At 58.5% G+C, this 22,436-nt stretch carries 19 protein-coding genes and 1 other annotated feature; of the genes, 12 read left to right on the top strand and 7 right to left on the bottom strand.

Going from position 1 to position 22,436, the window contains the following annotated elements:
- Positions 1 to 23: 23 nt before the first annotated feature.
- A complete protein-coding gene (locus ACMGEE_RS20430) occupies positions 24 to 2,720 on the bottom strand; it encodes a P-type ATPase actuator domain-containing protein (protein ID WP_436830554.1) in 2,697 nt (898 codons plus the stop codon).
- Between the two features lie 340 nt (positions 2,721 to 3,060).
- Between ACMGEE_RS20430 and sltY the strand changes: the two genes are divergently transcribed.
- Together sltY and trpR are read left to right on the top strand one after the other, a co-directional pair.
- On the top strand, positions 3,061 to 4,983 hold the full coding sequence (gene sltY / locus ACMGEE_RS20425) for a murein transglycosylase (RefSeq protein ID WP_436830563.1): 1,923 nt from the start codon (positions 3,061 to 3,063) through the stop codon (positions 4,981 to 4,983).
- Between the two features lie 53 nt (positions 4,984 to 5,036).
- Positions 5,037 to 5,366, top strand: a complete 330-nt coding sequence (trpR, locus tag ACMGEE_RS20420; protein WP_125290501.1) for a trp operon repressor — start codon at positions 5,037 to 5,039, stop codon at positions 5,364 to 5,366.
- Here trpR and yjjX read toward each other — a convergent pair.
- Complete coding sequence (yjjX, locus tag ACMGEE_RS20415) at positions 5,352 to 5,894, bottom strand: inosine/xanthosine triphosphatase (RefSeq protein ID WP_436830553.1); 543 nt, start codon at positions 5,892 to 5,894, stop codon at positions 5,352 to 5,354. The two genes, trpR and yjjX, sit on opposite strands and share 15 nt — an antisense overlap.
- 51 nt (positions 5,895 to 5,945) lie before the next feature.
- On the opposite strand from yjjX, the gene gpmB reads away from it, so the two are divergent.
- Complete coding sequence (gpmB, locus tag ACMGEE_RS20410; protein WP_253455399.1) at positions 5,946 to 6,593, top strand: 2,3-diphosphoglycerate-dependent phosphoglycerate mutase GpmB; 648 nt, start codon at positions 5,946 to 5,948, stop codon at positions 6,591 to 6,593.
- A 28-nt stretch (positions 6,594 to 6,621) separates the two neighbouring features.
- Here the strand turns inward: gpmB and robA are convergent, their stop codons facing one another.
- Positions 6,622 to 7,503, bottom strand: coding sequence for an MDR efflux pump AcrAB transcriptional activator RobA (gene robA / locus ACMGEE_RS20405; protein ID WP_253455397.1), 882 nt, complete (start codon positions 7,501 to 7,503; stop codon positions 6,622 to 6,624).
- Positions 7,504 to 7,677: 174 nt separating this feature from the next.
- Here robA and creA point away from each other — a divergent pair, with 174 nt between their 5' ends.
- Positions 7,678 to 8,151 carry a protein CreA gene (creA, locus tag ACMGEE_RS20400; RefSeq protein WP_253455395.1) on the top strand — a complete coding sequence of 158 codons (474 nt, stop codon included), beginning with the start codon at positions 7,678 to 7,680 and terminating at the stop codon, positions 8,149 to 8,151.
- Between the two features lie 49 nt (positions 8,152 to 8,200).
- On the opposite strand, the gene arcA is transcribed toward creA, so the two are convergent.
- Positions 8,201 to 8,917: a two-component system response regulator ArcA gene (gene arcA / locus ACMGEE_RS20395; RefSeq protein WP_125290506.1), complete on the bottom strand. Its 717-nt coding sequence runs from the start codon at positions 8,915 to 8,917 to the stop codon at positions 8,201 to 8,203.
- Between the two features lie 605 nt (positions 8,918 to 9,522).
- Here arcA and ACMGEE_RS20390 point away from each other — a divergent pair.
- The 5 genes from ACMGEE_RS20390 (at position 9,523) to thrC (ending at position 15,245) form a co-directional block, all read left to right on the top strand.
- Positions 9,523 to 10,221 (top strand): tRNA/rRNA methyltransferase, encoded by a 699-nt coding sequence (locus ACMGEE_RS20390; RefSeq protein ID WP_253455393.1) that lies wholly within the window; start codon positions 9,523 to 9,525, stop codon positions 10,219 to 10,221.
- A 188-nt stretch (positions 10,222 to 10,409) separates the two neighbouring features.
- Positions 10,410 to 10,484, top strand: coding sequence for a thr operon leader peptide (gene thrL, locus ACMGEE_RS20385; RefSeq protein WP_301252455.1), 75 nt, complete (start codon positions 10,410 to 10,412; stop codon positions 10,482 to 10,484).
- Positions 10,417 to 10,541 (top strand) — a sequence feature (Thr leader region). (Overlaps the previous gene by 68 nt.)
- Positions 10,542 to 10,563: 22 nt before the next feature.
- Positions 10,564 to 13,023: a bifunctional aspartate kinase/homoserine dehydrogenase I gene (thrA, locus tag ACMGEE_RS20380; protein ID WP_253455391.1), complete on the top strand. Its 2,460-nt coding sequence runs from the start codon at positions 10,564 to 10,566 to the stop codon at positions 13,021 to 13,023.
- A gap of 2 nt (positions 13,024 to 13,025) precedes the next feature.
- On the top strand, positions 13,026 to 13,955 hold the full coding sequence (thrB, locus tag ACMGEE_RS20375) for a homoserine kinase (protein WP_436830552.1): 930 nt from the start codon (positions 13,026 to 13,028) through the stop codon (positions 13,953 to 13,955).
- Positions 13,956 to 13,958: 3 nt separating this feature from the next.
- Complete coding sequence (gene thrC, locus ACMGEE_RS20370) at positions 13,959 to 15,245, top strand: threonine synthase (RefSeq protein ID WP_301252432.1); 1,287 nt, start codon at positions 13,959 to 13,961, stop codon at positions 15,243 to 15,245.
- Between the two features lie 295 nt (positions 15,246 to 15,540).
- Here the strand turns inward: thrC and ACMGEE_RS20365 are convergent, their stop codons facing one another.
- The 3 genes from ACMGEE_RS20365 to yaaA all read right to left on the bottom strand — a co-directional run bounded on the left by ACMGEE_RS20365 (position 15,541) and on the right by yaaA (position 19,103).
- The gene (locus tag ACMGEE_RS20365; protein ID WP_436830551.1) at positions 15,541 to 17,214 is read right to left on the bottom strand and encodes a hypothetical protein; all 1,674 of its coding nucleotides are present in this window, start codon (positions 17,212 to 17,214) and stop codon (positions 15,541 to 15,543) included.
- The gene (locus ACMGEE_RS20360; protein WP_436830550.1) at positions 17,211 to 18,209 is read right to left on the bottom strand and encodes a type III secretion system chaperone; all 999 of its coding nucleotides are present in this window, start codon (positions 18,207 to 18,209) and stop codon (positions 17,211 to 17,213) included. The genes ACMGEE_RS20365 and ACMGEE_RS20360 overlap by 4 nt, the downstream gene beginning before the upstream one ends.
- A gap of 117 nt (positions 18,210 to 18,326) precedes the next feature.
- The gene (gene yaaA / locus ACMGEE_RS20355) at positions 18,327 to 19,103 is read right to left on the bottom strand and encodes a peroxide stress protein YaaA (protein ID WP_301730176.1); all 777 of its coding nucleotides are present in this window, start codon (positions 19,101 to 19,103) and stop codon (positions 18,327 to 18,329) included.
- A 239-nt stretch (positions 19,104 to 19,342) separates the two neighbouring features.
- Between yaaA and tal the strand changes: the two genes are divergently transcribed.
- The 3 genes from tal (at position 19,343) to ACMGEE_RS20340 (ending at position 22,421) form a co-directional block, all read left to right on the top strand.
- On the top strand, positions 19,343 to 20,296 hold the full coding sequence (gene tal, locus ACMGEE_RS20350; protein ID WP_253455383.1) for a transaldolase: 954 nt from the start codon (positions 19,343 to 19,345) through the stop codon (positions 20,294 to 20,296).
- Between the two features lie 121 nt (positions 20,297 to 20,417).
- Positions 20,418 to 21,005 carry a molybdopterin adenylyltransferase gene (gene mog, locus ACMGEE_RS20345; protein ID WP_125290515.1) on the top strand — a complete coding sequence of 196 codons (588 nt, stop codon included), beginning with the start codon at positions 20,418 to 20,420 and terminating at the stop codon, positions 21,003 to 21,005.
- Positions 21,006 to 21,119: 114 nt separating this feature from the next.
- Positions 21,120 to 22,421 carry an MFS transporter gene (locus ACMGEE_RS20340; protein WP_436830549.1) on the top strand — a complete coding sequence of 434 codons (1,302 nt, stop codon included), beginning with the start codon at positions 21,120 to 21,122 and terminating at the stop codon, positions 22,419 to 22,421.
- Positions 22,422 to 22,436 lie beyond the last annotated feature (15 nt).

Below are 22,436 nucleotides of genomic sequence, written 5' to 3'. Positions count from 1 at the left end.
AGCGGCGCCCAGGCCGTGCGCTATTATTCTGCCGGATGCCACTGTTTGATGGCGGACTGCTGTCGGCGCCGCGTCAGCATTTTTTCCAGCTCGAATACGGCAAACAGCAGCGCGCCGACGGCCAGCGTAAGCAGCCGGATTTCCTGCGGCAGCGGCACGGTGGCAAACAGGCTTTGCATCACCGGCAGGCCGAACAGAGCCAGCTGCAACAGCGCGAGCAGAGCGCTCGCCAGCCAGAAACCATAATCTTTCAGCAGGCCGGTATTGAGCGAAGATCGCGCCGGTTCGCGGCAGTTCAGCAGCCAGACCCACTGCGCCACGATCAGCGTTTGCAGCAGCACGGCGTGAATAAATTTTGGTTCGTAGCCGCGTGATTGCAGCCACAGCTCGGTTACGAAAGCGCTCAGCATAATGGTTACGCCTGTAAAGCCGAGGTGCCAGAACCGGCAGCCTTGTGCCGACCGGCTCGCTTCGCGCGGCCGGAAACAGACAGGCGTGGACGCTGTTTTTCCGCTGATAAGGCTAACGGCAAGCGTGACCGACGCCGCGACATTTATCCATAAAACCTGAAGAGGCGCGATCGGAATAAATTTTCCTGCCAGCAGGGCAGCGATAAACAGCAGCGTCTGCGCCAGGCAGATTGGCAGCATAAAGCGTCCCGCTTTTTTCAGGCCGTCACGAAGGCGCTGGCCTTCCTGTACGGCGCTGATAAGCGCGGCGAAATGATTATCGGGCAGCACGAGATCGGCGATCGCTTTTGTCGCGCTGCCGTTTGCAGCCTGTGTCGCTATTCCGACATCGGCCTGTTTGAGCGCGGGGATATCCTGAGCGCCGTTGCCGGTGATGCCGACCACTTCGCCCTGGCTTTGCAGCGCGGCGACCAGCCGTTGCCTGTGCGCGGGCGTCATGCCCACAAAGATGTCATAGCGATCCACCACCCGGGCCAGCTCGATATCGCTCATTCGCTCCAGCTGGCGGCCGGTCAACTCGCTATGGCTGCCGCCAATGCCTGTCATTCGACCAATGGCCAGCGCCGTTGCCACAGGGTCGTCGGCCAGCATTTTTACCCGGATCCCGGCACGCTGGCAGTCGGCAATCGCTCTGGCTGCTTCAGGACGCGGTGGATCTATCATGGCCGCTATGCCGCAGAAAACCAGGCCGTTTTGCAAATCGTCGTGGCAAAGCGCGGCCTGGGTTTTATCGGCCGGACGACAGGCGCTGGCAATAAGGTGCAGGCCTTCTGCAGCGTGGTGCGCTATTTGCTGCTGCCACCAGGCAACATCCAGCGCTTCCAGACCCTGTCCGGTCTGCTGGAAGTCGCATATCCGCAGCAGCGCTTCCGGCTCGCCGAGCGCCAGAATATAGCTTTCGCCGTCAACCAGATGGCGCGTTGCCTGATACTTTCTGAGCTCATCAAACGGCAGCTTATCCAGCAGCAGCGCCGCCCGTTCAGGCAGGTGCGCTTTGGCAGCCGCCATCTTAAGCGCGGCCTGCGTCGGCTCGCCGGTGATGCGCCAGTTTTTTCCCTCATCTTTTAGCAGCGTGCTGTCGCTGCACAGATCCATATTTCTTAGCAGGTCGCGGAGCCGGGCGTGTACGGCTGGCGCTATGACGCTACAGTCTTTGTCCTGTAAAAAGCGGCCTGTCGGCTGGTAGCCGTTGCCCTCTACGCGGATCGTTTCTTCGTGCAGGATCAGCGCCCTGACCGTCATTTCGTTCATCGTCAGCGAGTGGGTTTTATCGCAGCAGACGACGCTCAGCGCGCCCAGCGTTTCCGCCGTGGAGAGATGGCGGACGGCAATATTCATTTTCCTCAGGCGCCATATGCTCAACGCCAGCGCCAGCACGATAATCATCGGCAGCCCTGCCGGCACGGCGGCAACCGCCAGACCGGCCAGCGTCTGCATCAGTCCCTGCATCGGCAGGCTGTGCCGCAGCAGCGCATAGAAGAACAGAAAAGCGATCAGCGTGACCATCAGCAGCCAGAAGCCGTTGCCGAGCCTGTCGAACGATCTTAGCTGCGGCGTCCGGCGCGGTCTGACAGAGCACAGGGCCGCCTCGATGCGACCCAGCTGCGTTTTTGCTCCGGTGGCTACCGCAATACCGGTGGCGCAGCCTGAAACCAGCGTGGAGCCGCAAAAAAGCATATTGCTGCGGGCTTCCGCAGGCCGTTCGCCTTCGGTCGCGGCCGTTTGTTTGGCAACGGCGGTTGCTTCTCCCGTTAACATGCTTTCATCCACCCGCAGATTCTGCGCCTCGATCAGGCGAAGATCGGCAGGGACTTTATCGCCCGCGCCCAGCATAATGATGTCGCCCGGCACCAGGCTGCGGGTATCCACCTGCAGAATATTACCCTCGCGCCTGACGCTTGCGCGATCGGGAAAGCCGTCTGCAAGATTTGGCGAGCTTTGCGTGGCGTTTTGCTGTAGCCAGTTAGCCAGCAGGTTAAGCAGAATAACGACAAGGATGACGCCGGTATCCAGCCAATGTTCGGTAACGGCGGTTAACACCGAAGCCAACAGCAGAACGCAGATTGGCGCGGTCAGCAGGCGCATCAGCGGGCACCGACGCCTGCGCGGCGGCAGCGTATTGGGGCCGAGGCCGACCAGACGTTTCTGCGCCTCTTCTGCGGAAAGCCCCGATTCATGACTCTGCATTCTTTTTATTACGCCAGCCGCATCATAACGATACCAGGCAGGCGGCGATTTTAATTTTTGCATCACAGGTAATCCTTGCGGGGAGTGGATAACAGAACCCGCTACCAACGTCATAACATCAGTGAGTCAGATGGCTGTTCTCCGCCAGTCAGGCTAAAGGCGGGTAGCGTTGAGGCGAGCAAGGAAGGCTATGCTGAAGGAAAGCAGGGCAAGGATTGTTGATCGCAATTAACCTTTAGCCAGCCAAAATAGCCTGACGAAGCCCTGTTGACCCGGCGTTTAAAGAAGTCAGGTTAAGTAAATTTGCCGATGCGGCATAGCGGGAGTCGCCAGGCCTGGTTAGCATGTTAAGAGCTTTAATGGTAAGCACAGGACAAAGAGAGGCGTTAACGTGGGAAAAGTCATGGCGGACAAGTGGCGGTTTTGGGCGGCAGGCGTTTGCCTGGCGATAGTAACAGGCACGGCGCACGCGGATTCGCTGGATGCGCAGCGCACGCGCTACCTGCAAATCAAGCAGGCCTGGGACAATAAACAGATGGATCAGGTTGCGCAGCTGATGCCCACGCTGCGCGATTACCCGCTTTATCCCTATCTTGAATATCGCGAGCTGGCGCAAAGCCTCGATCAGCAGAGCAGCTTCGTTATCAACGATTTTATTAAAAAAAACCCGACGCTGCCGCCGGTTCGCGCGCTTTCCTCAAGCTTTATCAACGAGCTGGCGCGACGCGAAGACTGGCGCGGCCTGCTGGTGTTCAGCCCGACCGAACCTAAACCTGTTGCCGCACGCTGCAACTGGTACTACGCCAAATGGGCCACTGGCGAGGAGCAGGTGGCCTGGAAAGGCGCTAAAACGATCTGGCTACGCGGCACCTCGCTGCCGCCGGGCTGCGACAGGCTGTTCAGCGCCTGGCAGGCGGCAGGTGAACAGACGCCGATTACCACGCTGGAGCGTATTCGTCTGGCTATGGTGGCCGGCAACAGTAACCTGGTGAATTTCCTGGCGGATCAGCTTCCTGAGGATTATCAGACCATCGCCAGCGCGGTGAAAGATTTGCAAAACAATCCGCAAAACGTGGAGGCCTTCGCCCGTATCGCCGGCCCGACCGATTTTACCCGCCAGGCCACCGCCATCGCTTTCGCGCGCATGGCGCGTGAAGATGCCGAAAACGCCCGCGCGATGATCCCGACGCTGGTGCGGCTGCAAAAGATGAGCGAGCAGGAAGAGCAGAGCCTGAAAGAGGCGGTCGCGTGGCGATTAATGGGCAGCGACGTGACGACGGAACAGGCGCGCTGGCGCGATGACGTGGTGATGCGCAGCGATTCCGATGCGCTAATCGAGCGCCGCGTCAGGATGTCGCTGGGCAACAACGATCGTCGCGGGCTGAACACCTGGATCGCCCGACTGCCGGTAGAAACCAAGCAGAAAGATGAATGGCAGTACTGGCAGGCCGATCTGCTGCTGGAGCAGGGCCGCAAAGAGGAAGCCGATAAAATTCTGCGCGGCCTGATGCAGGAGCGCGGCTTCTATCCGATGGTCGCCGCCCAGCGTCTTGGCGTTGCCTATCCCCTACAGATTGACGAGGCGCCGTCGGTAGAGCGCAGCCTGACTCAGGGGCCGGAAATCGCCCGCGTGCGTGAACTGATGTACTGGAATATGGATAACCTGGCGCGAACCGAATGGAGCTACCTGGTCGGCAGCAAAAGCCGCAGCCAGCAGCAGCAGCTGGCGCGCTACGCCTACGAGCAGAACTGGTGGGTGCTCAGCGTGCAGGCGACCATTTCCGGCAAGCTGTGGAACAGCCTGAAGGAGCGCTTCCCGCTGGCCTATCAGGAACAGTTTAAGCGCTATACGGAAGGCAAAGCGATCCCTGTCAGCTACGCGATGGCGATTGCCCGCCAGGAGAGTGCCTGGAATCCGAAAGCCCGCTCGCCGGTTGGCGCATCCGGGCTGATGCAGGTCATGCCCGCGACCGCGCAGCATACGGTGAAGGTCTATAGTCTGCCGGGCTACAGCAACAGCAGCCAGCTGCTGGATGCGGAAACCAATATCCAGATCGGCACCCAGTATCTGGAATCGGTCTATCAACAGTTCGGCCAGAACCGCATTTTTTCTTCGGCGGCCTATAACGCCGGGCCGTCGCGGGTCAGAACGTGGCTGGGGAACAGCGCTGGCCGACTGGATGCGGTCGCTTTTATCGAAACCATTCCTTTTTCGGAAACGCGTAACTATGTAAAAAACGTGCTGGCTTACGATGCCTACTATCGTCACTTTATGCGGCAGTCGGACAATATTCTCTCTGACGGCGAGTGGCAGCGACGCTATTGATCCCGCCCGGCCTGTGCTAGACTGCTGTACTAGTTAAAGAGTATGGGCCACCTATGACTGAACCTTCCATTCCCGTAACGATGGAACCGCACAACGAAGAGTGGCAGCGCTTTGTTGTGCTGCTCCAGCACGCTTTTGACAACGGACTGCACCTGCCGCTACTTCAGCTGATGATGACGCCGGACGAACGCGAGGCGCTGGGCACGCGCCTGCGTATTATCGAAGAGCTGATGCGCGGCGAGATGAGCCAGCGCGAGCTGAAAAACGATCTGGGCGTCGGCATCGCTACTATCACCCGTGGCTCGAACAGCCTGAAAAGCGCGCCGCCTGCCCTGAAAACCTGGCTGGAGGCGCAGCTGCTGAACGGTTCAGATAAGATCTGATCCGTCGGCGCTTTGCTGGTATACCGCGTTATGGAAAGGGCAGAGCGCCAGGATCAGCGCCTGATGATAGACGCTGGTGCGGCTGAGCTGCCCGGCGGTAAAGGCGCCGATCGCGCCGCCCTTATGCTTGATGTTTTCAATGCCGGTCAGGCTCGCCATCACTTCGCCCAGTTCGCGTCCGGCCGCAATGCTTTTCAGCACCACCGGCGGCAGCGTAAAGCTGGCGGAGCGTGACTCGCCGCGCTGCTGACGGTTTTCAATCACCATCCAGGCAAACGCGCTTTCGCCTTCAATACCGGCTTCAATCGCCACCCAAAAATCCGCCTGCGGACGCAGCTGACGGGCATTTTGCACGCGCTGGCGTGCGCCAGTTCTCGTTTCTGCATCGGTAAGGGGCTGCAGGGCCACGCCGCTGTCGACCTCGACGCCCTCCATATGGCAGGATCCCTCACCGAAAATATCGCTGAAAGCCTGAGAAATTGCCTTAATTTTTGCCGGATTAATGGTTGCAGCGACAACATGGTACATAATTGTTTGAACCCCTTACGCAAATTTGCCGCAGTATAACGGAAAACAGCAATGTTACAGGTCTATCTTGTTCGCCACGGAGAAACGCTTTGGAATGCAGCGAGACGCATTCAGGGACAGTCGGACAGCGCGCTGACGGCTAAAGGAGAGCAGCAGGCGCAGCAGGTGGGTGAACGGATGAAACATCTGGGCATTACTCACGTCATCGCCAGCGACCTGGGCCGCACCAAACGCACGGCTGAAATCATCGCGGACGCCTGCGGCTGTGAAGTGACGCTGGAGCCGCGTCTGCGCGAGCTGAATATGGGCGTGCTGGAAAAGCGCCCGCTGGATTCGCTGACGCCGGAAGAAGAGAGCTGGCGCGCCACGCTGATCAACGGCACCGAAAACGGTCGTATCCCGAACGGCGAGTCGATGACGGAGCTGGCCGCGCGAATGCACGAGGCGCTGAACGCCTGTCTGAACCTGCCCGCCGGCAGCCGTCCGCTGCTGGTCAGCCACGGTATGGCGCTGGGCGTGCTGGTGAGTACGCTGCTGGGGCTGCCTGCGTGGGCCGAGCGTCGGCTACGGCTGCGCAACTGCTCCATTTCCCGCGTCGATTACCAAAAGAGCGCCTGGCTGGCGTCCGGTTGGGTAGTGGAAACGGCGGGAGACGTGTCGCATCTGGATGCGCCCGCGCTGGACGAGTTGCAACGCTAACGAAGACGCGAAGCCGGGCTGAACCGGCTTACTCCTCAGCCTGGCGGCGGATCGGGATCAGATATTCGCAGCGGATATCTTGTGGCGGTTCCGGCTGCCTTTTGCCGCCGTGCGTGTGGAAACGCTCAATATCCTGCCCGTGGCGGCGCGTCAGCTGTAGCGTCGGCATACAGGTACCGTAAAGCAGCAGGATAAACTCCTGCAGGCTGGTTCTCGGCCCTTCGTAGGTAAACTGCACGTACTCGCCGCCTTCCAGCAGCACCGTTTGCGTTGCCGGGACGGGATGGAAAAGCTTATCGGACGGCACGGCGGTGGTGTAGAGAATTTCCTGCTCGTCATCTTTTTCCACGCTGGGCCGCGACTGGTGCAGGCCGTACAGCACGGGCGGGATGGTGTCCGTTTCCGTCAGGAACTGCCGCCAGAAATGCAGGCGCATCTCATCGCGATAGCTGGAAATCTGCTCCAGCGTGCAGGTATAGCTTTGCGTTTGTCCCACCAGCACCGTTTCCGGCAGGGTGACGTAAGTGGCTTCGGGCAGCTGAAAGTCATCCAGCCGGATCGGCGGACGCAGGCCGAAGGAGTGCCAGTCGGAGGCGCGACGATACCAGGCCGGCGTCTGGTTAAACTGTTTTTTAAACGCGCGCGTAAAGGTCTGCTGCGAGTCGAAGCGATACTGCAGGGCAATATCCAGAATAGGGCGGCTGGTCAGGCGCAGCGCGACCGCGGCTTTTGACAGCCGACGTGCACGAATATAGGCGCCGATAGCATGACCGGTAACTTCTTTAAACATCCTTTGCAAATGCCATTTTGAATAGCCTGCTCTGGCTGCGACGTGATCCAGAGACAGCGGCTGGTCAAGGTGGCCTTCAAGCCAGACTAGCAAGTCGCGAATGATACCGGCTTGATCCATAAAACGTCCTCATCCTGGTTAATATTGGTGCAGCAGCAGTTCTGGGATTGCTGAGAGTGAACTTTCGTTTTGTTAGTCCGGTATGCTATACCGGGGCACGCCAGGTCCGCCAGCGTAAAAGCGCTAAGCGAGGTAACTTACAATGTCATCTATTTTCTATGCAATGGTAACGTTATGACAATGAAAAAAATGTTAATGGTCACGGCAATAATGCTCACCCCTCTTGCGGTGCGCGCCGAAGTGGTCGGCTCGGTCGATACCACCTTTAAAGTGTTTGGGCCCGATCATAAGATTATGGTCGAAGCCTTTGACGATCCCGATGTACAAAACGTGACCTGCTACCTCAGCCGGGCAAAAACCGGCGGGATCAAAGGCGGGTTAGGTCTGGCGGAAGATACGTCGGATGCCGCTATTTCCTGCCAGCAGGTTGGGCCGATAACGCTCAGCGACAAGATTGCCCAAGGGAAAGCAGAAGGTGAAGTGGTGTTTCGTAAGCGCACCTCGCTGGTGTTCAAAAAGCTGCAGGTAGTCCGCTTTTACGACCGCAAACGTAACGCGCTTATTTACCTTAGCTATTCCGACAAGGTGGTGGAAGGCTCGCCTAAAAATGCGCTAAGCGCCGTTCCCATCATGCCCTGGAGCCGCTAAGGCAAGCGAGAGGGGGCCGCGAAAAACGACCCCTCAACGCAGCACCGGCTTACTCCTGCAGGTCGCCGCAGAAACGGTAACCTTCACCATGAATAGTGGCGATAATTTCCGGCGTGTCCGGCGTGGACTCAAAATGTTTACGAATGCGGCGGATGGTGACGTCCACGGTGCGATCGTGCGGCTTCAGCTCGCGGCCGGTCATTTTTTTCAGCAGATCGGCGCGGGTCTGGATTTTGCCCGGATTCTCGCAGAAGTGCAGCATCGCGCGGAATTCGCTACGCGGCAGCTTGTACTGTTCGCCCTGCGGGCCAATCAGCGAGCGGCTGTTGATATCCAGCTCCCAGCCGTTAAAGCGGTAGCTTTCAACCAGCTTGCGCTCCTCGCTGTGCGGCGCCAGATTCATGGTGCGCGACAGCAGATTACGGGCGCGGATAGTTAGCTCACGCGGGTTGAAAGGCTTGGTGATATAGTCATCCGCCCCGATCTCAAGGCCGAGGATCTTATCGACTTCGTTGTCCCTGCCGGTCAGGAACATCAGCGCCACGTTGGCCTGTTCACGCAGTTCGCGCGCCAGCAGCAGGCCGTTTTTGCCGGGAAGGTTTATATCCATGATGACCAGGTTGACGTCGTTCTCTGTCAAAACCTGATGCATTTCTGCACCGTCCGTAGCTTCATAAACCATGTAGCCTTCGGCCTCAAAAATACTTTTGAGAGTATTGCGAGTAACTAATTCGTCTTCAACGATAAGTATGTGCGGGGTCTGCATGTGTTCGCTACCTAAAATTGCCAAAAAACGATATGGGCATACAGCAGTTACCGTATGGGTAATACGCGGGCGCCGATTGACGCGTAACGCGGGCTGTACGGAATATGTTCACAAGCCATTCATGGACCGGAAAATACCAGATAAAAAAGTATATTCCCTGTCTCGGCAAGGTCAAAAATGGCGTATATCCTAACCTCATTAACAGCAACATAACAGCACAAGCCACGACCAACAGCCAATAAATAAAGCTTAATTGACTTATATCAATCCAATTGTAGCACGTTGAGGTGCTGTTGAAAAACGCCCCGCCAAAGGGCGATTTAGCTGGATAAGCGCCGCGCAAAGATGAAAAAATAAACGGCTTTCTTTGCAAAGAGTATAGATAAAATTTAACAATTCTTAATTGCCTGAACTACATGAGATTATCGTCAGATAAATGTTTTTATCGCTAAAATCAGCGGAAAAAAGCCGTAGTTTATAATTATAGCTGGTCAGACAGGTCGTTAGTATGTTGTTGATTTGTTAAAATGATAGCAGAGGTTTCCCGTCCATCTTATGCCACGGGACCCTCAGGATATGTCCACACTGAACTTAAGAAGGCCCTTATGCGTTTTCCCCTGATACTTGTTTCACCTGCCCGACCTGAAAATGTGGGGGCGGCGGCCCGCGCCATGAAAACCATGGGATTTGATGAATTACGGATCGTAAACAGTCAGGCGCATCTGGAAGCGGGCGCACGACGGGTCGCGCATGGCGCAGGCGAGATCCTGGAACAGGCTACGCACTGGCCTTCGCTGGCTGCCGCGCTGGCGGATATCGACTTCAGCATCGCTACCACCGCGCGAAGCCGGGCAAAATTCCGCTATTACGCCACGCCGCAGCAGGTAGAAAGCCAGCTGGCGGAAAAGCAGCAGTGGATCGGCAGCGCGGCGCTGGTGTTTGGGCGTGAGGATACCGGCCTGACGAATGAGGAGTTAGACCAGGTGGATTTGCTGACCGGCATTCCGATGGCGGCGGACTATCCTTCGCTGAATCTTGGGCAGGCGGTGATGGTGTACTGCTATCAGCTGTCGGCGCTGCGTCAGGTCGCCGCCGTGCCGGCCGTCACGGCTGACGGTCAGCAGCTGAAGGCGCTGCGCCAGCGGCTCAGCCAGCTGGTTGAGCGGCTTGAGGTCAGCGACGATCGCAAACTGGTCGACTGGCTGGATCAGCGTCTGGGCACGCTGCAACAGCGCGACACCGCTATGCTGCACCGGCTGCTGCACGACATAGAAAAAAATCTTATAGATAAAAAAACTGGTTAACGCTTTATACATAGCAAGACATGCTAAGGGTAAGCGGCTTTCGCCTTGGTTAAGATCTGTTTTCAGGCCAAATCCCTGGCGGGCGTTTTGTCAGCCGATTTGCGCCTGCGGATAAAAAAATTGACTTAGCCAGGGCTTTGCTTTACTTCTGAAAGCGGACAAATTCAAGACAGACAGTAAAATCTAAAATGCGTACTTACAGCCTGATGACAACAATCATTATTACCACCACCACCATTACCACAGGTAACGGTGCGGGCTGACGCATACAGGAAAAAATAAAAAAAGCCCGCACCTTAAACAGTGCGGGCTTTTTTTTCGGCAAAAATTCAGGAGATGATTATGCGAGTGCTGAAATTCGGTGGAACCTCAGTCGCCAACGCGGAAAGATTTTTGCGCGTGGCGGATATTCTGGAGAGCAATGCTAAGCAGGGACAGGTCGCTACCGTATTGTCCGCGCCGGCCAAAATCACCAACCATCTGGTGGCGATGATTGAAAAAACCATCAGCGGGCAGGATGCGCAGGTAAACCTGCTCGATGCCGAAAAGATTTTTGACGTTTTGCTGCAAGGGCTGGCGGAAGCGGAGCCGAAATTTCCCTACGCCCGTCTGAAAGCCGTGGTGGATGCGGAGTTCGCTCAGCTGAAGCAGGTGCTGCACGGTATCGGCCTGCTCGGCCAGTGCCCGGACAGCGTCAATGCCGCCATTATCTGTCGCGGCGAGAAGCTGTCGATCGCCATTATGGAAGGGCTGCTCCAGGCGCGCGGCTACGGCGTCAGCGTAATCGATCCTGTTGAAAAGCTGCTGGCGGTTGGCCACTATCTTGAGTCCACCGTGGATATTCCTGAATCCACTCGCCGTATCGCCGCCGCGCAGATCCCTGCCGAAAATATGATCCTGATGGCGGGCTTTACTGCCGGAAACGAAAAGGGCGAGCTGGTGGTGCTGGGCCGTAACGGCTCCGACTACTCCGCCGCCGTGCTGGCTGCCTGTCTGCGCGCCGACTGCTGTGAAATCTGGACCGATGTCGATGGCGTTTACACCTGCGATCCGCGTCAGGTGCCGGACGCCCGCCTGCTGAAAACCATGTCCTATCAGGAGGCGATGGAGCTTTCCTACTTCGGCGCTAAAGTGCTGCATCCGCGCACCATCACGCCGATCGCCCAGTTTCAAATTCCCTGCCTGATTAAAAATACCGCCAACCCGCAGGCGCCCGGCACGCTGATCGGCGGCGACAGCGCCAGCGACGATAACCCGGTAAAAGGCATCACCAACCTGAATAACATGGCGATGTTTAACGTCTCCGGGCCCGGCATGAAAGGGATGATCGGCATGGCCGCGCGCGTGTTCGCCGCCATGTCCCGCAGCGGCATCTCCGTGGTGCTGATCACCCAGTCTTCTTCCGAATACAGCATCAGCTTCTGCGTGCCGCAAAGCGATCAGCTGCGCGCCCGTCGCGTGCTGGAAGACGAGTTCTTCCTGGAGCTGAAAGACGGGCTACTGGAGCCGCTGGACGTAATGGAAAATCTGGCCGTGATTTCGGTGGTGGGCGACGGAATGCGTACGCTGCGCGGTATCTCCGCGAAGTTCTTCTCGGCGCTGGCGCGGGCCAATATCAATATCGTGGCCATTGCGCAGGGCTCTTCAGAGCGCTCTATTTCCGTGGTGGTGCATAACGACGACGCCACGACCGGCGTGCGCGTGGTGCATCAGATGCTGTTCGCCACCGACCAGGTGATCGAAGTGTTTGTGATCGGCATCGGCGGCGTGGGCGCCGCGCTGATCGAACAGCTTTCCCGCCAGCAGGCGTGGCTGAAGAACAAGCATATCGATCTGCGCGTCTGCGGCATCGCCAACTCCAAAGCGCTGCTGACCAACGTGCACGGCATTCCGCTGGACAACTGGCAGGCCGCGCTCCAGGAAGCCAAAGAGCCTTTTAACCTGGCGCGCCTGAACCGTCTGGTGAAAGAGTATCATTTGCTTAACCCGGTGATTGTCGACTGTACCTCCAGCCAGGCCGTAGCCGATCAGTATGCGGATTTTCTGGCCGATGGTTTTCACGTGGTCACGCCTAACAAAAAGGCCAATACCTCATCCTGGCAGTACTATCAGCAGATGCGCGCGGCGGCGGCTAAATCGCGCCGCAAGTTCCTGTACGATACCAATGTGGGTGCGGGCCTGCCGGTGATTGAAAATCTGCAAAACCTGCTTAACGCCGGTGATGAGCTGCTGCGTTTCTCCGGCATTCTGTCCGGATCGCTCTCTTATATCTTCGGCAAGCTGGACGAGGGCGTGTCGCTGTCGGAAGCGACCCGTACAGCGCGCGAAATGGGCTTTACCGAGCCGGATCCGCGCGACGATCTCTCCGGGATGGACGTGGCGCGCAAGTTACTGATTCTGGCGCGTGAAGCGGGCTATCAGCTGGAGCTGAGCGATATCGAAATCGAAGCCGTGCTGCCGGAGGCGTTTAACGCGCTGGACGTGGAAACCTTTATGCAGCGGCTGCCGGAGCTGGACGACGCTTTTACCGCCCGCGTACGCCGCGCGGCCGATGAGGACAAAGTGTTGCGCTTTGTCGGCGTGATTGAAGAGGGCGGCCGCTGCCACGTGAAGATCGACGCCGTTGACGGCAACGATCCGCTGTATAAAGTCAAAAACGGCGAAAATGCTTTAGCTTTTTACAGCCGCTATTATCAGCCTATACCGCTGGTGCTGCGCGGTTACGGTGCCGGTAACGACGTGACCGCCGCGGGCGTGTTTGCCGATCTGTTACGCACCTTGTCATGGAAGTTGGGAGTTTAAACATGGTTAAGATCTATGCGCCAGCCTCAATTGGCAACGTCAGCGTCGGCTTCGACGTGCTGGGCGCGGCGGTTTCGCCCTTCGACGGAACGCTGCTGGGCGACTGCGTAACGGTGGAGGCGGCCAGCGAGTTCAGCCTGCGCAACGAGGGACGCTTCGTCAGCAAGCTGCCTGCCGATCCGCAGGAAAATATCGTCTGGCAGTGCTGGGATCGCTTTTGCGAGGCGACAGGCAAACGCGTACCGGTAGCGATGACGCTGGAAAAAAATATGCCGATCGGCTCCGGTCTGGGATCTAGCGCCTGTTCGGTGGTGGCCGGACTGATGGCGATGAACGAACATTGCGGCAGGCCGCTTGACGACAACCAGCTGCTGACGCTGATGGGCGAGCTGGAAGGCCGGGTTTCCGGCAGCGTCCACTTTGATAACGTGGCACCCTGTTTCCTGGGCGGCCTGCAGCTGATGCTGGAAGAGAACGGCGCGATCAGCCAGCCGGTGCCATGCTTTGATGACTGGCTGTGGGTGATGGCCTATCCCGGCATCAAGGTTTCCACCGCCGAGGCGCGGGCGATCCTGCCTGCGCAATATCGCAAAGAAGATATCATCAAACACGGCCGCTATCTGGGCGGCTTTATTCACGCCTGCCACACTCAGCAGCCGGAACTGGCGGCGAAGCTGATGCGCGACGTGATCGCCGAACCCTACCGCACTAAACTGTTACCGGGCTTCGCCAATGCCCGCCAGGCCGCCCAGGATATCGGCGCGCTGGCCTGCGGCATTTCCGGCTCCGGGCCGACGCTGTTCGCCGTCTGTAATCAGGCCGACACGGCGCAGCGCATGGCAGACTGGCTTCGCCAGCACTACCTGCAAAACGAGGAAGGCTTCGTCCATATTTGCCGCTTAGACACGGCTGGCGCACGTAAACTGGGATAACGCATGAAACTTTATAATCTGAAAGATCACAACGAGCAGGTCAGCTTTTCACAGGCGGTTAAACAGGGTCTGGGCAGCCAGCAGGGGCTGTTTTTCCCGCTGGAGCTGCCGGAGTTTGAGCTGACCGATATCGACGCCATGCTGGAGATGGATTTCGTCAGCCGCAGCAGCAAAATTCTCTCTGCTTTTATCGGCGACGAAATCGACGCGCATCATCTGCACGAGCGCGTGAAAAACGCGTTTGCGTTCCCCGCGCCGGTAGCGAGAGTCACCGACGATATTTCTGCGCTGGAGCTGTTTCACGGCCCGACGCTGGCTTTTAAAGACTTCGGCGGCCGCTTTATGGCGCAGATGCTCTCTTACGTCAGCGGCGCGGACGAGAAGATCACCATCCTGACCGCCACTTCTGGCGATACCGGTGCGGCCGTAGCCCATGCGTTTTACGGCATGGACAACGTGCGCGTGGTGATCCTCTATCCGCAGGGCAAAATTAGCCCGTTGCAGGAGAAGCTGTTCTGTACGCTGGGAGGCAATATCCAGACGATCGCTATCGACGGCGATTTCGATACCTGTCAGTCGCTGGTCAAGCAGGCCTTCGACGACGAGCTGCTGAAGAAGGCCATCGGCCTGAACTCGGCGAACTCGATCAATATCAGCCGCCTGCTGGCGCAGATTTGCTACTACTTTGAAGCGGTGGCGCAGCTGCCGCAGGAAAAACGCAATCAGCTGGTGGTGTCGGTGCCGAGCGGTAACTTCGGCGATCTGACGGCGGGCCTGCTGGCGAAATCACTGGGCCTGCCGGTGAAGCGTTTTATTGCCGCCACCAATGCCAACGACACCGTGCCGCGCTTCCTGAAAGGCGGTGAATGGCTGCCTGCCGCTACCGTTTCCACGTTGTCGAACGCCATGGACGTCAGCCAGCCGAACAACTGGCCGCGCGTTGAGGAGCTGTTCCGCCGTAAAACCTGGCGTCTGACCGACCTGGGCTTTGGCGCGGTAGATGATGAAACCACCCGCGCTACCATGCGCGAGCTGGCGGATCTGGGCTATATCTCCGAGCCGCACGCCGCTATCGCTTACCGACTGCTGCGCGATCAGCTACAGGAAGGCGAGTTCGGGCTGTTCCTGGGGACGGCGCATCCGGCCAAGTTCAAGGAGAGCGTGGAAGAAATCCTGGGCCAGACGCTGCCGCTGCCGCAGGAGCTGGCGGATCGCGCCGATCTGCCGCTGCTGTCGCACAAGATGGCCGCCGATTTCGCCGAGCTGCGCGACTTCCTGCTTTACAAATAACGCCTGCGGCCCTTATTCATAAGGGCCTGAGATTGTTGACACACTCATCCTCTGTCATCAAGTCGCATTGGGGCCGGTGGAAAGCAGCGGAGGCAGATCGGAACACGGACACGCCGTGAATACGTCCATGTAGGCTCGTTTCGCGCGTCCATGCGCGAAAACGGTCCGCTTATCCGCTCAGCCTCTGCCGCTGTGAAGCGGTTGTGTCGCTATCAAAAACGACAGTGTAGAGTCGCAGGCTTTTAAGTCTGTCATCAAACATTGGCCCTTACCCGTAAGGGTCTTTTCCTGCCTGTTATGCCGTCCCGCTGGTGGAGGGCTCTCCTGAGTTTCCGGTTGATTGTGGTGACCCTGAAGGCTGAATAGCGGCCGTTTGCTGCCCGGAAGGCGGCGCGGCTATCGTCTGCTGGCTACGGCTATCCGCTGCCGGATTCGGCTGTCCGGCAGCGGTGATATTCACCGGCCCGCTGGTGGCAGCTGCTACGGCGGCGCGCACTTTACTGTGCGCCTGATAGATCTGGTTCACCATCTTGTAGGTCAGGCCAAACGCGGCTGCGGTGCCGCCGTTGTTCAGCAGGCTGGAGAGCTGCGGCGACAGCGAGCCTTTGGTCGCCGCATTCAGCACCTGCTGCGCGGCCAGGGTGCTGGCATTGGCGAAGTTATTCCAGCTCAGGCGGGCAATGGAGTGATCCAGCAGGCGGCCATAATCTTTCATCGGCAGGGAAGGGGAGAACTTCTGCGAGTCGCCCGCGCGTTTGGCGTCATAATGCTTGCCCAGAAAGGCGTCGCCCGTCTCAATCACGGTGTTGCAGGCTGCCCGGATGCCGGAAACCAGCGCCGCCATCGCGTGCAGCTCTTTCCCGCTGAGCCGCTGCCCGGCCGCATCGCGAATTTCAGGGCCGGAAACGGTATAGCCCTGCGGCAGCGCTTTCTGGATCAGACCGTCCTGCAACATGCCCATCGCCAGCGTATTCAGCGTGTACCAGGCACCGTTGGTGCGCATATCGCCATCGCTGACGCCGTGGCTTGGTTTGCCGTCGCGCGAGGCCACCATGCTGCCGGTCGCCTGCAAAGATTCGCGCGAGGCCGCGTAAAGCACGTTGCGCAGCTGGGTGCTGAGCACGCGGGTGGTTAAGCCAGGGTTGCCGGTCAGCACGCCAGCCGCCGACATGCCTATATTCATCAGTTCGGCGGCGACCTGCTGCCCGGTTACGCGCTGTGAGTCCTGCTGGTGTTTGTCCGTCATATTTTGCCATTCCTGCGGCTTATCGCGCTGGATCACGTCTGCCTGGCCCGGACTCAGGCCAAACTGACCGCGCACGGCAACGGCATTGTTTTGCGGATCGCGTGCCAGACGCGGCTCCCTTATATGGTGATGCGCGGCGATGTTTGCCAGCGACACCGCGACCTGAAGCCCCACGGCGGCGGCCGGATGCTTCTCGGCCAGATGCGGCAGCATCATGTTATAGGCCTCGATAAATGCCTCTTCGCGCATCAGCGTCGGCAGCCCGCAGGTCACCATCTGCTGTAGCGCATGGCCGCCCAGCGCGCCCCAGGCTTTGTTTTGCAGCGGCGCAGAGGCGAATTTCCCCAGGGTGACGGCGGAGTGTTTGGTTTCGTTCCAGCCCGCTTTTCCGGCAATTTTTGCGCCTTTCCAGCTTTGATTACCAACATACTTCGTGCCCTGCCAGCCCGCTTTGCCCGCTACCGTCATTTTGTCGGCGGCGTAGCTGCCGCCGGTTTTTAAGCCGCCCCATGCCGCGTTGCCAACGGTTTGCAGGCCGCCCGAGGTCGTCTGTAACCCTTTTCTGGCGCCCTCCGCCAGGCCGGAAAAAAACTGGCCTGCCGCGTGGCTCGCCCTGGCCGCGCGCGCTGGCCCCGTGGGCAGCGGGCCGCTTTCAATATCGCCCCGGCTGTTCTGCACGGTCATCTGCTGTAGGGCGGGCGCGCGCTGGATTGAATCAGTCATAAGTCGCCTCTCTGTGTATCGCTACTGAAAGCCATGGTCAGGGTCATCAGATTTGCCAGCCATTCGGCTAAATCAAGGCCGTCCAGCCCCAGGGAATCCCAGCGGCAGAGCAGGCTGACCTCTTCCTGATAAAGCCCCAGCGAGCAGTGCGTCAGCGGCTGTAAATCCCCGTTGGCGACCAGCAGCCGACGGGCGTCATCCTTCTTCAGCTCAAGCGGCGTGGAAAGGAAAAGGTGGCGGCCGTCACCGTCGGCGGTAATGGCTATCTCACGCTCGGGAAAGCGTAGCGAACAGAGGCAGCCGTTGAGCTGGTATTGCGTTGCGGGCAGTTCTAACGCGGCGACAGCCTGCTGCACCAGCGGGTAGTGCCACCGGGCGGCCAGCGCCTGTGCCGCCAGCGCATCGATTTTTAAAGCCGTCTGCTGCTGCCAGCCCATGACCCAGCCGGGCAGTGCTGGCGTTTTGTCTGCTTGCTGCGTTGCCTCTGGCTGGCCGAGAGACAGCAGTAAATCGATCAGGCTGGCGGCAAGGGCGTCGATATCGTTAAGGATGGCCGCCAGCGCCAGCGCATCATCAACGGCGTCAAAAGCCAGGCGTCTGGTCAGCAGCGTCGTACCCTGTTCATCCAGCGAGAGGCTGATGCCGTTCATCGCCATCGCCACGCCGTTAGCGCGCAGCAACAGCTGCTGCCAGGTTTCAGAATGGATTGCCTGGGGCGTGCGCAAATAGCCAACGGCGAGCCACAGCGGGACGGGATCTTCGCTTTGGCAAATCATAACTACATGCAGCACGTCCAGGCGGAGCAGGCCGGTTGTGGCAAATTGCTGCTGCGCCTTTTCGTCTACGCCAAACTGCGCCGCTGCCGCTTGCAGCCAGGCATGCGAGCCAACGGGCAGCGGATTTTGCAGCGTGGGCGCGGCGGCGTTTACGGTGGGAGGATGCGTGGCGTGCCAGGCCCTGTCAGTGACGGTTTTAAGAAGCGCTTGCCGATCCATAATTACCTCAAGGCTGATGCAGATAAACCTTGAGTAGAGCGATCGGCGGCGCGGTTCGGCACCATAACAAAACGCTATGGCTGGATCTGAAAAGGCGGCTCGCCCGCGAAAGCGGTATCAGGCGATTTCGTGACGTTTAAACACCAGCTCGCGCTCGCTGCTTTCGTCAGCCACGAAAAAGTAGCCGTCAACGTCGAACGCTTTCAGCTGTTCCGGCTGCGTCAGGCGGCGCTCGATAATATAACGGCTCATCAGGCCACGGGCCTTTTTGGCGTAGAAGCTGATAACCTTAAACTTGCCGTTCTTCTCGTCCAGGAACACCGGCTTGACGATGCGGCCTTGCAGCTTCGCTGGCTTCACCGTTTTAAAATACTCATCGGAAGCCAGGTTGATCAGCACGTCGTCGCCCTGTTCCGCCAGCGCCGCGTTCAGCGCTTCGGTCAGCCTGTCGCCCCAAAAGGCATAAAGATCTTTGCCGGCAGGGTTGGTCAGCTTAGTGCCCATCTCCAGACGGTAAGGCTGCATCAGATCCAGCGGCCGCAGCAGGCCGTAAAGCCCGGAAAGCATGCGCAGATGCTGCTGGGCAAAGGTGAAGTCGTCTTCGCTGAAGGTCTCCGCCTGAAGTCCGGCGTAAACGTCGCCCTTAAAAGCCAGAATGGCCTGGCGCGCGTTATCCGGCGTAAAAGGCGTTTGCCATGCCTGAAAACGACCGGCGTTTAAATCGGCCAGCTTGTCGCTGATGCTCATCAGTGAGCCGATCTGCGCGGGCGTCAAGTCGCGCGCCACGTCAATCAGCTTTTTGGCATCATTCAGCAGCGCGGGCTGCGTAAAGCGGGCGGTCGCCAGCGGGCTTGCGAAATCCAGCGTCTTGGCCGGGGAGATCACCATCAACATGACAGAATCCTTATGTAATACGCCATCGGAGGGCAAAAAAAAGCGCAGGCAGTGTAGCAAAAAAGCGCCGTGGCACGACAAATCACTGCTATCGGCCCGGACAAATTAGCTAAATAAAGGGCGCGATTTAGCACTCAGTGGCCTGGCCGCAAGCTTACCTTGCATGGTCGGTCTCGCGTGATATTATCCGTGGCAGACAGTTTCAAGAACCCGATAACTCTTCTGAGAGAATGACAACCATGACGGACAAACTGACTTCCCTGCGCCAGCTCACCACCGTTGTTGCCGATACCGGCGACATCGCAGCGATGAAGCTGTATCAACCGCAAGACGCTACCACTAACCCTTCACTGATCCTGAATGCCTCACAGATCCCGGAATACCGTAAGCTGATCGATGAAGCCGTAACGTGGGCGCGCGAGCAGACCAGCAACAAAGAAGAGCAGATCCAGTACGCGGCAGATATGCTGAACGTCAAAATTGGTCTGGAGATCCTGAAGCTGGTGCCGGGTCGTATCTCTACGGAAGTCGATGCGCGTCTCTCTTACGACACCGAAGGCAGCATCAATAAAGCGCGCGCGCTGATCAAGCTCTATAACGATGCCGGTATCAGCAACGACCGCATCCTGATCAAGCTGGCCTCCACCTGGCAGGGCATTCGTGCCGCCGAGCAGCTGGAAAAAGAAGGCATCAACTGTAACCTGACGCTGCTGTTCTCCTTCGCTCAGGCCCGCGCCTGCGCCGAAGCGGGCGTCTACCTGATCTCTCCTTTCGTTGGCCGTATTCTGGACTGGTACAAAGCCAATACCGACAAGAAAGAGTACGCGCCGCATGAAGATCCGGGCGTGGTTTCCGTGTCTGAAATCTACCAGTACTACAAGCAGCACGGTTACGAAACCGTGGTTATGGGCGCAAGCTTCCGCAACGTAGGCGAGATCGTTGAGCTGGCCGGCTGCGACCGTCTGACCATCTCCCCGGCGCTGCTGAAAGAGCTGGCGGAAAGCGAAGGCACGCTGGAGCGTAAGCTCTCCTACACCGGCGAAGTCAAAGCGCGTCCCGCTAAAATGACCGAAGCGGAATTCCTGTGGGAGCACAACCAGGATCCAATGGCGGTTGATAAGCTGGCGCAGGGCATTCGCAACTTCGCGCTTGACCAGGCCAAGCTGGATAAGATGCTCGCCGAACTGCTGTAATTCCCTCACGCGGTCGGTTCGCCGGCCGCGTCCTGTACATCAAGCGTGGCAATGTTTATCCTTCCCCTGTTCCCCTTATAAAACCGCGCCCTCCCGCGGCCGGCCTCACAGTGACGACACAATGAATACTTTACGCATAGGATTGATCTCCGTTTCCGATCGCGCGGCTAACGGCATCTATCAGGACGAAGGCTTACCGGCGCTGGAAGCCTGGCTTTCTACGGCGCTGGCGACGCCTTTTACCGTTGAGAAACGGCTGGTGCCCGACGAGCAGCCGATGATTGAGCACGCCATTTGCGAGCTGGTGGACGAGCTGTTTTGCCATCTGGTGTTGACTACCGGCGGAACCGGGCCGGCCAGACGCGACGTGACGCCGGACGCCACGCTGGCTATCGCGGATCGCGAAATGCCGGGCTTTGGCGAACAGATGCGTCAGATCAGCCTGAATTTTGTGCCGACCGCTATCCTTTCGCGCCAGGTTGGCGTGATCCGCAAGCAGTCACTGGTGATTAATCTGCCGGGGCAGCCAAAATCGATCAAAGAGACGCTGGAAGGCTTAAAGGACGCGGACGGCAAAGCGAAAGTGCACGGTATTTTCGCCAGCGTGCCCTACTGCATCCAGCTGCTGGATGGCCCTTATGTGGAAACGCATGAGGCGGTAGTAGCAGCATTTCGTCCTAAAAGCGCCAGACGCGAAACAAACAGCTAAAAATTTCCGGATTCAGGCATAAAGTTCAGCGCTGCTGGTGTAGCGGAAAATGAACGGTATAGTCATGCTGGCTTTACACGCTCTTATTCCCTCACTTCTGGCTGCGCGACGATTATGCACAATAACAGCACTCGCCGATTGAACCGGCAGGATTACAAAACCCTCTCTCTGGCCGCCCTGGGCGGCGCGCTGGAGTTCTATGATTTTATCATCTTTGTTTTTTTCGCGGCGGTCATAGGCGAACGCTTCTTTCCGGCTGATATCCCCGACTGGCTAAGACAGATGCAGACCTTCGGCATCTTTGCCGCAGGCTATCTGGCGCGGCCGCTTGGCGGCATTATCATGGCCCATTTTGGCGACAGCAGGGGAAGGAAGAAAATGTTCAGCCTGAGCATCCTGCTGATGGCCCTGCCGACGCTGGCGATGGGGCTGCTGCCTGACTATGCGTCGCTGGGCGTGGCGGCACCCGTACTGCTGCTGCTGCTGCGCCTGTTACAGGGCGCGGCCATCGGCGGCGAAGTGCCCGGTGCCTGGGTTTTTGTGGCGGAGCACGTGCCGGAAAAACGGATCGGTTTCGCCTGCGGCACGCTGACCGCCGGACTGACGGCGGGTATTTTATTGGGATCGCTGGTTGCCACGCTGATCGCCACCACGCTGTCGGCCCAAAGCATCGCGACATTCGGCTGGCGCATTCCTTTTTTTCTGGGCGGGATTTTTGGCCTGATCGCGCTTTATCTGCGCCGCTGGCTGCATGAAACGCCGGTCTTTACGGAAATGCAGGCACGCAAGGCGCTGGCGCAGGAGCTGCCGCTGAAAACCATCGTCAGGGCGCATCGTCGGAGTGTGATCGTTTCCATGCTGCTTACCTGGCTGCTTTCCGCCTGCATTGTGGTGGTCATTTTGATGGCACCCGCGCTGCTGCAAAAAACCTATGGGCTACCGGCGGCGCAAACTTTACAGGCCAATAGCCTGGCGACCGTTATGCTACTTATCGGCTGCGTGGTGGCGGGCGCGGCGGCAGATCGTTTCGGCGCGGGTAAGACGTTGATGGTCGGCAGCCTGCTGCTGGCGGGCGGCAGCGCCTGCTTTTTTTACGTGGCCGCGGCTGCGCCACAGTATCTTTATGCCGCCTATGCGCTGGCTGGCCTGTGCGTAGGGGTAGTGGGCATCACGCCTTTTATCATGGTTAAAGCGTTTCCGGCGGACGTACGCTTCACCGGCATTTCGTTCTCCTATAACGTCGCCTACGCCATTTTTGGTGGGCTGACGCCCATTTGCGTCACTTTTATCATGAAGCTGACACCCATGGCGCCGCTCTGGTACGTGCTGAGCCTGGCGGCGATGGGCTTTGTGCTGGGCGGCTGGCTGCTGCGTAGCGACAGGCGACTGTTATTAAATCAGGTCAGCATTCGCTAAAAGACAGGCCCCGTG

Source organism: Erwinia artemisiae, assembly GCF_051400835.1.
In the GTDB taxonomy this organism is placed as follows: Bacteria; Pseudomonadota; Gammaproteobacteria; order Enterobacterales; family Enterobacteriaceae; genus Erwinia; species Erwinia aeris.
The sequence above is the reverse complement of the archived record's forward strand: the minus strand, read 5'-3'. Positions and strand labels throughout refer to the sequence as shown.

Bases quoted from the DNA above. Each gene is read 5' to 3' on its own strand.
- ACMGEE_RS20430 (WP_436830554.1), bottom strand. From the start codon at position 2,720: ATGCAAAAATTAAAATCGCCGCCTGCCTGGTATCGTTATGATGCGGCT.
- sltY (WP_436830563.1), top strand. From the start codon at position 3,061: ATGGCGGACAAGTGGCGGTTTTGGGCGGCAGGCGTTTGCCTGGCGATA.
- trpR (WP_125290501.1), top strand. From the start codon at position 5,037: ATGACTGAACCTTCCATTCCCGTAACGATGGAACCGCACAACGAAGAG.
- yjjX (WP_436830553.1), bottom strand. From the start codon at position 5,894: ATGTACCATGTTGTCGCTGCAACCATTAATCCGGCAAAAATTAAGGCA.
- gpmB (WP_253455399.1), top strand. From the start codon at position 5,946: ATGTTACAGGTCTATCTTGTTCGCCACGGAGAAACGCTTTGGAATGCA.
- robA (WP_253455397.1), bottom strand. From the start codon at position 7,503: ATGGATCAAGCCGGTATCATTCGCGACTTGCTAGTCTGGCTTGAAGGC.
- creA (WP_253455395.1), top strand. From the start codon at position 7,678: ATGACAATGAAAAAAATGTTAATGGTCACGGCAATAATGCTCACCCCT.
- arcA (WP_125290506.1), bottom strand. From the start codon at position 8,917: ATGCAGACCCCGCACATACTTATCGTTGAAGACGAATTAGTTACTCGC.
- ACMGEE_RS20390 (WP_253455393.1), top strand. From the start codon at position 9,523: ATGCGTTTTCCCCTGATACTTGTTTCACCTGCCCGACCTGAAAATGTG.
- thrA (WP_253455391.1), top strand. From the start codon at position 10,564: ATGCGAGTGCTGAAATTCGGTGGAACCTCAGTCGCCAACGCGGAAAGA.
- thrB (WP_436830552.1), top strand. From the start codon at position 13,026: ATGGTTAAGATCTATGCGCCAGCCTCAATTGGCAACGTCAGCGTCGGC.
- thrC (WP_301252432.1), top strand. From the start codon at position 13,959: ATGAAACTTTATAATCTGAAAGATCACAACGAGCAGGTCAGCTTTTCA.
- ACMGEE_RS20365 (WP_436830551.1), bottom strand. From the start codon at position 17,214: ATGACTGATTCAATCCAGCGCGCGCCCGCCCTACAGCAGATGACCGTG.
- ACMGEE_RS20360 (WP_436830550.1), bottom strand. From the start codon at position 18,209: ATGGATCGGCAAGCGCTTCTTAAAACCGTCACTGACAGGGCCTGGCAC.
- yaaA (WP_301730176.1), bottom strand. From the start codon at position 19,103: ATGTTGATGGTGATCTCCCCGGCCAAGACGCTGGATTTCGCAAGCCCG.
- tal (WP_253455383.1), top strand. From the start codon at position 19,343: ATGACGGACAAACTGACTTCCCTGCGCCAGCTCACCACCGTTGTTGCC.
- mog (WP_125290515.1), top strand. From the start codon at position 20,418: ATGAATACTTTACGCATAGGATTGATCTCCGTTTCCGATCGCGCGGCT.
- ACMGEE_RS20340 (WP_436830549.1), top strand. From the start codon at position 21,120: ATGCACAATAACAGCACTCGCCGATTGAACCGGCAGGATTACAAAACC.